The organism is Paenibacillus sp. P4_A7, from assembly GCF_056402455.1.
In genome coordinates this window covers 1-5,935 of record NZ_JBFUHJ010000344.1, presented here as the reverse complement: position 1 = coordinate 5,935, position 5,935 = coordinate 1, and the positions used below count along the sequence as shown (strand labels likewise).

At 48.4% G+C, this 5,935-nt stretch carries 6 protein-coding genes and 2 pseudogenes; 2 read left to right on the top strand and 6 right to left on the bottom strand.

Annotated elements, in window-relative coordinates; all coding sequences use genetic code 11:
* A pseudogene (locus AC1DWN_RS25715) lies at nucleotides 1-205 on the bottom strand (integrase); the annotation flags it as partial.
* Between the two features lie 164 nt (nucleotides 206-369).
* On the opposite strand from AC1DWN_RS25715, the pseudogene AC1DWN_RS25710 reads away from it, so the two are divergent.
* Nucleotides 370-743 (top strand): annotated as a pseudogene (locus AC1DWN_RS25710) (IS66 family transposase); the annotation flags it as partial.
* Between the two features lie 173 nt (nucleotides 744-916).
* On the opposite strand, the gene AC1DWN_RS25705 reads toward AC1DWN_RS25710, so the two are convergent.
* Genes AC1DWN_RS25705 through AC1DWN_RS25685 form a run of 5 tightly spaced genes read right to left on the bottom strand, consistent with a single transcriptional unit; the run spans nucleotide 917 to nucleotide 4,146 of the window.
* A complete protein-coding gene (locus AC1DWN_RS25705; protein WP_411268200.1) occupies nucleotides 917-1,036 on the bottom strand; it encodes an SRPBCC domain-containing protein in 120 nt (39 codons plus the stop codon).
* Between the two features lie 3 nt (nucleotides 1,037-1,039).
* The gene (locus tag AC1DWN_RS25700) at nucleotides 1,040-1,615 is read right to left on the bottom strand and encodes a DUF3995 domain-containing protein (protein WP_477561738.1); all 576 of its coding nucleotides are present in this window, start codon (nucleotides 1,613-1,615) and stop codon (nucleotides 1,040-1,042) included.
* Nucleotides 1,616-1,620: 5 nt separating this feature from the next.
* Entirely contained in the window at nucleotides 1,621-2,082 is a 462-nt protein-coding gene (locus tag AC1DWN_RS25695) for a hypothetical protein (protein WP_477561737.1), read from the bottom strand.
* A gap of 24 nt (nucleotides 2,083-2,106) precedes the next feature.
* Entirely contained in the window at nucleotides 2,107-2,772 is a 666-nt protein-coding gene (locus tag AC1DWN_RS25690; RefSeq protein WP_477561736.1) for a response regulator, read from the bottom strand.
* A gap of 45 nt (nucleotides 2,773-2,817) precedes the next feature.
* Nucleotides 2,818-4,146: a HAMP domain-containing sensor histidine kinase gene (locus tag AC1DWN_RS25685; protein ID WP_477561735.1), complete on the bottom strand. Its 1,329-nt coding sequence runs from the start codon at nucleotides 4,144-4,146 to the stop codon at nucleotides 2,818-2,820.
* Between the two features lie 808 nt (nucleotides 4,147-4,954).
* Here AC1DWN_RS25685 and AC1DWN_RS25680 point away from each other — a divergent pair.
* A complete protein-coding gene (locus AC1DWN_RS25680) occupies nucleotides 4,955-5,638 on the top strand; it encodes an SIMPL domain-containing protein (protein WP_477561734.1) in 684 nt (227 codons plus the stop codon).
* The last annotated feature ends 297 nt before the right edge of the window (nucleotides 5,639-5,935 follow it).

Sequence of the window (5,935 nt, the reverse complement as noted above, 5' to 3'; positions counted from 1 at the left end):
GCCCTAAGCTGCTCGGCTTTAATCGTCCGGATTGTTTAGCCAAATATTCCTTAAGCTCAAGCAAAGTGATTTCCTCAATCTCAAGATCACCTAATTCGCCAACCAGCATTTTCAATTGCAATGAGTAGGCTTTTAATGTGTACGGACTGAATCCCTGAATCCGTTTATCAACTTCATACAGCTTCCATAATTCACTCAGGTACATAGAGAAACCCTCCCATAATATAAACCCTATTAGTTCTAGGTTCTCATGAAATGGAAGGGTTTAATCACTTTATTGCACTAACGTGTCCCGTTAGCTTAATGCTCTAAGGGTGAATTAATTTTTGTGATCATTACTTATTACTATAATCACAATCCGAGTTCAAGCGTCATCTGCTAAAACAGGAAGTGCTGCATGCGGATGAAACCACGCTGTAGGTGCTGAAAGAACCCGGTAAAGCGGCGCAGTCGGACTCGTACATGTGGCTGTATCGCACGGGCCGGGGCGTAGAGCCAACGGTGATCTACGACTACCAGCGTACCCGTGGCGGCGAGCATCCGCGAGATTTTTTGATCGGATTCAAGGGGTACTTGCATGTGGATGGCTATGCGGGCTACCACAAGATGAAGGATGTGACCCTGGTGGGCTGCTGGGCGCATGCGCGGCGTAATCCCGATGCAATCCGCACAGCATAGCGACGCAAGGGCTGGACTGGTGCAACCAGCTGTTTGCGATTGAACGCAAGCTGGGTGAAGTCAGTTGCCACAGCTTGCCGATTTGCAGGAGCCACAAGTGTTAGAGTCGTTTATGCCATGGTCACCGCAACTGCCGGACAGCTGCCGTCTCAGCTAATCTTTATTCATCATACACTCGCTACCATCTGACTGCTAGGTGGGGGCTATTTGATGCTCACTCGCAAAGCGACGCCAGGCTTTAGTTCGAACTCCTGAATCTTAATCGTGAACCCTTTGGACCCCACCAGTTCGGAAGATGCTTCGAGTCCGTCCAAGCCTGAAATACTATCTCGTGGGGCGCATCCTTCTGCCTGCCAATTGCTTATGCAAATCGCACACCCATAATCCCAGTGACCAAACCGACAATAATGCCGATCATGCAAGCCGCCAGCCAGAATTTTCTGCTGCGAGCGTTTTTCAAGAAACAGTACCCTAATAGGCCAAATAATATCCCCTCGATTAAAAACCAAGGTTCAAAGAGCACTAGATCCCACAACACAAAGGCATCTTCATGGATGTCAAATGATCCCGATTCCAACCCGACTAGCCCACTGATTTGAAGTATTCTATAAACAATTCCATAAATGCCGTGTGAAGCAGCTAACGAACATCCTGCCCAGGCTATAAATAGCCACAGATAACTAGAAAATCTGCCCTTACTCCAATAAATAAATGCAAGACCAATGATTCCGGCAACGGTTAGAAATACAGATGCAATCCCATTAATCAAATCAAAATGGATATGTTGTACGATATCAGGTTTTAGTAGACTCTCCCCTATCGTGCCGCCTAAAGCCCAGTAAAGGTGTGGCAACATATAAACGATGGACCAAATAAAAACTGCGTAACCCGACGAAACCAACGATTTTGTTTGCGTATGTTGCGTTTGCGTATGCATATCTATCACGCTTCCCTAGTCATGCCGTCTATCAATCTGCGCCGTGCACGCCACGCGGTGAAACCAAACAAGACTGCTCCAATCAGAGACCATGGACCCGGCCCTAATATATAAAGGAAAATCATGAAGTCCTTGCGTTGCACCGCGAGAATCAAATGCCAGACATCGTGTAAACTCATAAATGTAAAAGCGGTCCATGTGAGAGCAAGCGCTGCCCGGAACCATTTTCTTCCGCCCCAGAAGCGGACAAGAGTCATTGCCGCCGCCGCAAATATGAAACAGATGAGGCTGGGAAGTACACCCCATGCGAAAAACAGTCCTATCTTCTGTTCCGCAGCAGGTGCGTTAACGAAACCGATGAGGTTTGCGATAAAGTGGATAACGCCAAGCCCGAGCGCCGCGGCAAACGCGCCGTATCCCATCCATTTCTCACCTGTTGTTTGCATCCTTTCATTTCGTTCTTTCATATAATCACTCCTTTTTCTCTCAACTTATACATCTCCTCGCTTGCGCTGAACGACGCCTTGTTCCCAAGCGAAGACCGCCGCCTGGGTCCGATCCGCCAGCTGCAATTTGCCAAGGATATTGCTGACATGGCCTTTCACTGTTTGCTCGCTGATGACCAACGATTGCGCGATTGCTGCATTGGCGTTTCCTTGGGCGATAAGGCGCAATACTTCAAGCTCACGATCGGTTAAATTATTGAAAACGTTCGGAATATCCTTTCGTTCCTCGCGAAGCTCCTGCACTACCCGAGCGGCCACGCGCGGATGGAGAAATGCTTCGCCGCCACGCGCTTTTCGGATAATGTCAGCAAGATCGCCCGACTGGACATTCTTTAATACGTAAGAAAGAGCTCCCGCACGCAAAGCGGGAAAAATATAGTCGTCCTCCTGAAAAGAGGTCAACACAACAATCTGGGAATGGGGGCTGAGTTTCTTTATTCGGCGGATCGCTTCAATCCCGCCAATTCCCGGCATCGACAAATCCATCAGGACGACATCGGGCATCAGATTGGCTACAAGATGTTCAGCTTCCTCTCCGGAAGCCGCTTCCCCCACGATGCGCAAATCGGATTGCGTTTCGAGAAATGATCGAACTCCCTGGCGCACCAAGCTATGATCATCAACCAGCACAATGTGAATCTTATCCTCCATCGGTATTCTCGCTCCCTTCACTTATAGACTCGTACTTAGGCTCCATCATGCTTCATTGTCCTGCTGCCCATGGTCCGGCACCGTTGCAGTGACGACAAACCCTTGCTCCGGCTTGCTCTGGTAGCTAACCTGTCCTCCGAATGGAAGGAGCCGTTCAGACATGGAAAGGAGACCGACCCCTTTTCCTATTTTGCTTGAGACATGACACCCTCGGCCATTATCGGATATTTCCAGTGTCGTCCTATCCGGTTCAAACATGAGATGAATACGAACGGCACGCGCCTCGCTGTGGCGTGCAACATTCGACAACGCTTCTTGTGTCAGACGGTATAAGGCTTCTTCCAGCTGCAATGGGATCGGGTTCATCCCTTGGACTTGAAAAACAGCATCGATCCCAGTTCGCTCTGCCCATTGCTCGATTTGCTCGCGCAGCGCTTGCGGAAACCTTTTGCCTTCCAGCATGGCGGGACGCAGCTCATGGATCAGATTCGTGAGATCGTCCTGCACCTGCCCCAGCAAGCCCTCTGCTTGTTCCAGCCTGGGGAGCGCACCTTCTTTCCCCTGCAGGAGAAGTGCTTTCGCTCCACTAATTTGCATGAATAGCGCGAACAACTGCTGTTTGATGCTATCGTGCAAATCACGCGCCATTCTCCCCCTCTCGTCCATAGCCGCTTGCTCTTGGCGCACCTGCACATGGTGCCGGAGCTGTTCAGCCATATGATTCAAGCGGCGTGATAGCCGTCCGATTTCGTCTCCGCCCGGATCATCAACCAAGACGGAGAAATCGCCGCGACTCCAATAGTCAGCGGCATCCGCCAATGTTCCGAATCTCCGGATGAGCGGCCGTGAAGTGACCGCACCAAACACAGCGCCTGCCGCTCCAACACATAGAACTATGATTACTGAGGCTGGAAGCAAGACAGTCACGCCGATTCCAAGCCATAACGAGGGATGAATCTTGAAGTTTTTCGCTTGCATAACGAGAATTCCATCTGCCTGCTTCTCCGTTGCCCCAAGCGGTATGAATACGAGAACTCCTGTTGATGCGCTCTCATGCGTTATCAACTTGACGTCACCCTGGCTGTCGAGATACATTTGCAAATGATCCGCTGCCTGATTTGTGAGCTGTGCCGACAGCAAAGTTCCATGTGACGGAGGGCGGACGCCGACCCCTGTCGAAGCGATAACTTGCCCTTGCCGGTCAACGACAGCAAGTATGCCCGTGTAAGAAAACACTTTGTCCACGACTCGCTGTTGCTGCTCGAGCCAAAGAGTCAAGCCTGCACGATCGGGTCCTTGATCGCCTGCCAGCAAAGAACCGGCCACATTCGCATTGCTTTTCAAGGCACTCGTTAGCAAAAATGAGCGCGACATATACATTCCCCACCCGAGCGCCAAGAGGAGCAGTAGCTCTACAAGGAGCCAGGCCAAAATGCTGATCAGCATATAGGATCGCGTCAGTCGCCAATGCAGCGGTCGAAATGACTTGAAAAAACGTTTCCGCACAATACTCTCTTTTCCAGTTGCCATTTTACATAAATACCCAGGAGAACGCCGCGTACCCACTCCCCATCCACCACGGAGTAACGGTGCTTTTTGCTAAAGCCCAGGATGTTTGATCCACCATGATTTCTCCTTTCGTAAATGCAATCTTTCATGCCACTATGAATTCCGTTATGGCATGGTACGAAGTTATCACTTCTACAAAAAAGTATATACTATAATAAACGATATGGGTTGCCTCTATAGGAGTGTTTCAGACGATACTTCGGATGCATAACGGACTGCCACTTAGCCGCGGCAGTCCGTTCGTTCTTGTTCATATTAGCATGAAATACTCCAATCTAACTCCGGATCGTCTCGCCCCTCAGTTTCACGCGATTTGATATGTTACAATGATTATGCACATGGGTTTGTATCGCAGAGGTTTATCTAAACGAGTGGGTGAAAATCCTTCGAAATATAATGATCCGCACATGTTTATATGCAATCAATGTATTCATATGGGACAAGGAATAGCTTATTAAAAAACAGGAGCAGCTGCCACGGCAAACTGCTCCTTGTTTCGTTCAACTATCGTACCCATTAGCTGAAGTCACACATTGAAACTTCAAAAGGGATGGAATCATCGCGACAGGTCATAAATACATATATACAATGAACGGGAAAGGTTGATGCGCTTATGTATTATTCTCATCCGATGACTTCACCCGCTATGACGGCTGCTCCCTTATCTCACTATAACCGTTTGATTACGGTTACTGGGGAAGGAAAGGTTTCAACGGCTCCGAAAAGAGCCATTATTGTTCTAGGCGTAATAACGGAAAGCCCGAGTCTCGCCACCGCCCAAAGTGAAAATGCCTCTGCCGTAACAAATGTAATTAACGCCCTGTTAAGCTTAAACATTCCGAGAGAACAAATTCAGACGGTCACTTACAGAATCGAAATACAGTACAACTATGAGGATGGAACTCAAATTTTAAGAGGCTACCGGGTGACGCATCTGCTTCAGATCACGATAGATAGAGTTGAGCAGACGGGACTTGTTGTCGATACGGCTGTTAATAGCGGAGCCAACTTCGTCTCAAGCATACGATTCACAGTACCAAATCTCGAAATATACTATAACCAAGCTCTGTCGACTGCCATTCAAAATGCCGAAAGCAAAGCCAACACTATTGCAAGAACGTTAGGCGTAACGTTGATTAGAACTCCTGTTAAAATAACAGAGGAAACACAGGTTATTGAACCGCCGATACCATTTCAAGCCTCGTTACTCACAGAAGGTGCAGCCGTTCCGACTCCAATCCAACCGGGGGAACTGGAAATCCGTGCCGTACTAAGAGCTCAGTATACATATTTTTGATCGTCGTTCCCATCGCCTGCATATCGGCCACTCCTCACACCTCTCCTTACCTTCTGTTTCTTACAATAAAGGCTTTGTTAAGGGCGGTATATTCAACTAACGTTCCCCGTTAGCGTAACAAAATACTGCCGATTGCGGAGCAACTATGATACCTATGGTTCCCAACGTTCTCGACTCAAGAAAAAAATATTAGCGTATCTCTCTTAATTTGGGTTCTTTCTCGATGGAAACATGGGTTGGAGCGATAGTTGAACATGATCGTTACTTCAGAAGCGTTCTACTAGTCATATTGTGAGA

What these genes read in the sequence shown, in the direction of transcription:
- AC1DWN_RS25700 (WP_477561738.1), bottom strand. Translation starts at nt 1,615, where the DNA reads ATGCATACGCAAACGCAACATACGCAAACAAAATCGTTGGTTTCGTCG.
- AC1DWN_RS25695 (WP_477561737.1), bottom strand. Translation starts at nt 2,082, where the DNA reads ATGAAAGAACGAAATGAAAGGATGCAAACAACAGGTGAGAAATGGATG.
- AC1DWN_RS25690 (WP_477561736.1), bottom strand. Translation starts at nt 2,772, where the DNA reads ATGGAGGATAAGATTCACATTGTGCTGGTTGATGATCATAGCTTGGTG.
- AC1DWN_RS25685 (WP_477561735.1), bottom strand. Translation starts at nt 4,146, where the DNA reads ATGTCGCGCTCATTTTTGCTAACGAGTGCCTTGAAAAGCAATGCGAAT.
- AC1DWN_RS25680 (WP_477561734.1), top strand. Translation starts at nt 4,955, where the DNA reads ATGTATTATTCTCATCCGATGACTTCACCCGCTATGACGGCTGCTCCC.